The 3,825-nt window shown below is 72.9% G+C and carries 1 protein-coding gene and 1 pseudogene; both read right to left on the bottom strand.

The features are described from left to right. Positions 1-54 precede the first annotated feature (54 nt). Complete coding sequence (gene fxsT / locus H5J30_RS21395) at positions 55-3,009, bottom strand: FxSxx-COOH system tetratricopeptide repeat protein (protein ID WP_181789009.1); 2,955 nt, start codon at positions 3,007-3,009, stop codon at positions 55-57. Positions 3,010-3,264: 255 nt separating this feature from the next. After that, positions 3,265-3,825, bottom strand: a pseudogene (locus H5J30_RS21390) (FxsB family cyclophane-forming radical SAM/SPASM peptide maturase); the annotation flags it as partial.

The raw sequence follows: 3,825 nt of genomic DNA, 5'->3' as shown, positions 1-3,825 counted from the left end.
CTGGCGCGGGGCCCTTTCTGTGTCGCGTACGGGCGCGGAGTCCCGCGCCGCGCGCTACGTCGGCTGCGGCTCGAAGTCCCAGTACGGGCGCTCCCGGCGGCGCGACGCGATGGTGTGCGGGTGGTCGGCGCCCAGCGTGTCGCTGAGGACCTGCATCGCCTCCCGCTCCACCTTCTTCGCCTCCTGCGAGCGGCGCTGCGAGCGCAGGTCGTCCGCGAGCGCCATCATGGCCGACAGCGCCATGGGGTGCTGGGGGCCGAGGACCTCTCTGACGGTGTCCAGCGTCTGGCGGCTCAGCTCCTCGGCGTGGTCGAGGTTGTCCAGCCGGTTGCGGGTGGCGGCCGCGTTCAGCGCGCAGCCCAGCGTCCACGGGTGCGCGGGGCCGACGGCGGCGGTCATGCGGGTGAGCGCCAGCTCCGCGACCTCGGACGCCTCCTGCCAGTCGCCGGTGGGCCACAGGGCGAGCCCGACGTTGCCGAGGGTGCCGGCGGTGAACGGGTGCTGCTCGCCGAGCATCGCCTCGTACCGCCGGTTGACCGACTCGGCCAGCTCCCGGGCCCGGTGCAGGTCGCGGTGTTCGCGCAGGAAGGTCGCGTAGTCGGCCTCGACCATCAGGGTCTCGGGGTGCCGGGGGCCCTGGACCTGCGTGAACCGCTCGACCACGGACTCCATGGCGCGGTCGGCCTCGGCGAGCTTGCCCAGCCGGCGCATGCACAGCGCGAGGTTGTGCTCGGCGCGCAGCGTCTGCGGGTTGTGCTCGCCCATGATCTGCCGGTGCAGCGCGACGTTGCGCAGCTGCCGGGAGTGGGCCTCCTCGTAGCGGCCGAGGAGGCGGAGCATCCAGGCGTAGCGCGTACCGGTGGCCATGGTCTGGTGGTGGCGGGTGCGCAGCCGCCGCTCCCGCTCGACGAGCACGGCGCGGTGGATCTCCAGCGCCTCCTGGTACCGCCCGAGCAGCGCGAGGGTGAGGGCGAGGTTGCTGCGCAGCGCCATGGTGCGCGGGTGGTCCTCGCCGAGGAGGTCGGCGTACTTCTGCCGTACGTCGTCGAAGTCCACGCGCGCGGCCTCGTACTCGCCGAGGCCCAGCAGCGCACCGCTCAGGCCGTTCCTGGCCCGCAGCAGGTCGGGGTCCTCCCCGTCGCGCACCGGGCTCAGCACCTCCACCAGCCGGCGGCCGACGGCCTCGGACTCGCGGTAGCGGCCGAGGTTGCGCAGCGCCTCGGCGTGCCGGTGCACCAGCGTGATCATCGAGCGGTGCGTGGGTTCGAGCCGGATGTTCCACGGCGCGAGGGCCAGCTCGCACATCTTCAGCGCGGCGCGGAACTCGCCGCGCTGAAGCAGGTAGTCGATGCAGTGCAGGACCAGCTCCTGCACCGCCGGATCGGAGCTCTCCATCGCACCGGCCGGCTGCAGATGCGGCAGCAGCTCCGCGTACCTCCCCCACTCCCGCGTGTCCGTGGGCCGGCGGGGGTCGGCCGCGGCGAGGATCCGGCAGGCGGTCGCCGACATGGCCTCCCGCTCCTCCTCGGGGAGGTCGCTCCGCAGGAAGCGGTGGTACAGACGGTGCATTTGGACCTTTTCGACCTCGGTCTCCGGCGTAGGGTCGGTGAGGTAGTCGATGGTGACTGCGGTGGACTCCGACAGCCGGCGCAGGGCGGAGTGCCAGCTGATGGGGTCGTTCGCCAACTCCGCCAGATACGGCGGCAGCTGGTCGCTGCGCTCGACGATGCGGGACACGGGGATGTTGTCCGGGGAGAAGCACGCGAGCAGGTTGAGCATCGCGGCCGCCGCCGGGGCCTTCTCGCGCATCCCGTTCAGCGTTATCGACCAGCTGGTCAGGAAGCCCATCGGGTAGTCGGAGCCGATGCTGATGCCGACCTTGCCGGGCTCCTTGTCGCGCAGCAGCTCGATGTACTCGGCCGGCGCCATCGTGCTGGAGTCGAGCCACGCCGCGGTCTGACTCAGCACCAGCGGCAGGTCCTGCACCGCCTCGGCCAGCCCGTCCGCGTCCGCCTCGGAGAGCCGGGGGGCGCGGCGGCGGGCGAAGGCGACGCTCTCCTCCCGGGAGAAGTGCGGGACCTCGATCTCCTGGGCGCCGCCGCTGACGGCCCAGTCCCGGGTGCGGGTCGTGATGAGCACGTGCCCCTCGCCCTCGGGGATGATGTCGTCGATCAGCTCCATCTCGTCGGCGCTGTCGAAGACCACCAGCCAGCGGCGGTACGGGCGGCCGGAGCGCAGCGCCTCGCGGACCCGGCGGAGCCGGTCGCCGATGTTGCTGCCGACCGGGAGGTTCAGCCGTACGGAGAGGTCGGCGAGCTGCTCGCGGGCCGTCATCCGGTAGCTGGCGTTGACGAACCAGACGACGTCGTAGTCGTTGCCGAACCGGTGCGTGTACTCGACGGCGATCTGGCTCTTGCCGACGCCGGAGATGCCGGACAGCGCGATCCTGGCGCCCTGGCCGGCGGAGGAGAGCGTGCCGTGCAGCTCTTCCAGGATGTCGTCGCGGCCGGTGAACCGGTAGTTGCGGCGGGGGGTGTTGAAGACCACCGGCGGGTCGTTGGGGAACCGCGGGGCCCGCTCGGGCTCGCGGTCCGGGCGCACGGGGGTGTCCGGGTCGATGCCCAGCCGGGTCAGGACGCGGCGCCGGGCCTCGACGGTGCCGAGGTCGCGGAGGTCGACGGGCGCGAGCGCCGCAGCGGCGACCGGCATGTCGGTGGCCACGCTGGCGGCGGCGAACCGCTGCCCGTGCTGCGGGATGATCGTCCGGAGGGCTTCGTTCCACTCGTCCGCCTCACGCGGACCGAGGCCGAAGAACCAGTCGTCGAGCACCAGCAGGATCCGGTCGGGCGCCGCCAATAACCCCGCCAGCTCCTCGACCAGCGGCCGGCCGGGCACGGGGCTCCAGCGCAGCATCGAGGTGGGGTGTCCGAGCAGCTCCAGCTGATGGGCGATCCAGGCCGCCCAGGGGCGGTTGAAGCCCGCGTAACTGATGCTGATGGGTTCGGCCATACGACCGTCTCCCTCCAGTGTCGAGGCGGGCCGTCCTGGGCCTGCCGACCTTGGCCCTGCCGTCGGTCTCCCGCCCGCGTCGCGACGCGGGCACGCACACGCGCCGCGCTGTCGGGATCGACCGGATGGGCCCACTATGCGGTCGACCCCCCGCCTTGCGATCGCACGCACCAGCCGCCGCGCCGCCTGCCTTGCGGGCGAACGACGGGAGATTGACGCCAGGCCCTAGGGCACAGTATCGCATCTGGTGGCCCGTCAGCTCACGCACGGCGGCCCGGCGGTGACCTTCCGTTGCGCCGTCACCGCGGTCTCCAGACGGTCGGCGACGTGCCTGATGAGCCGCTCCAGATCGGCGCAGTACACGGAGGGGTTCCGGAACCCCTCGCCGGCCCGGAAGCGGTGCGCGTAGTTGCCGCCGCCGCACACCGCGACGACCGCGCAGCGGCGGCACTGCGCCGACAGCGCCCGCAGCCCCAGCTGCCGGGCGGCGATGCCGGGGTGGTCCAGCGCCTCGTCGAAGGAGTTGCGGAAGACGTCGAGGCCGGTGTCGGCCGCGCCCTCGTACACGGACTTGAGCGAGTCGATCTGCTCGATGGCGCCGTCGCTCTCCACCACGACCGCCGTGACGGGCGACAGGCCCACGGCCTCCGAGCTGCTCGGCCGGCCCAGCAGCAGCCCGAGTACCTCGGTGAACAGCCGCACCCGCGGCGACGGCCGGGGCAGGTCCCACCACAGGTCGAAGACCTCGCAGAGCCAGTCGCCGTACGGGGTCGGGCCGCGGCCCGGCACCGGGGGCGGCGGCGCCGACCAGTTGGC

This window comes from Streptomyces phytophilus, from assembly GCF_013870535.1.
In the GTDB taxonomy this organism is placed as follows: Bacteria; Actinomycetota; Actinomycetes; order Streptomycetales; family Streptomycetaceae; genus Streptomyces; species Streptomyces phytophilus.
This window is presented reverse-complemented; position numbering and strand designations above follow the sequence as displayed.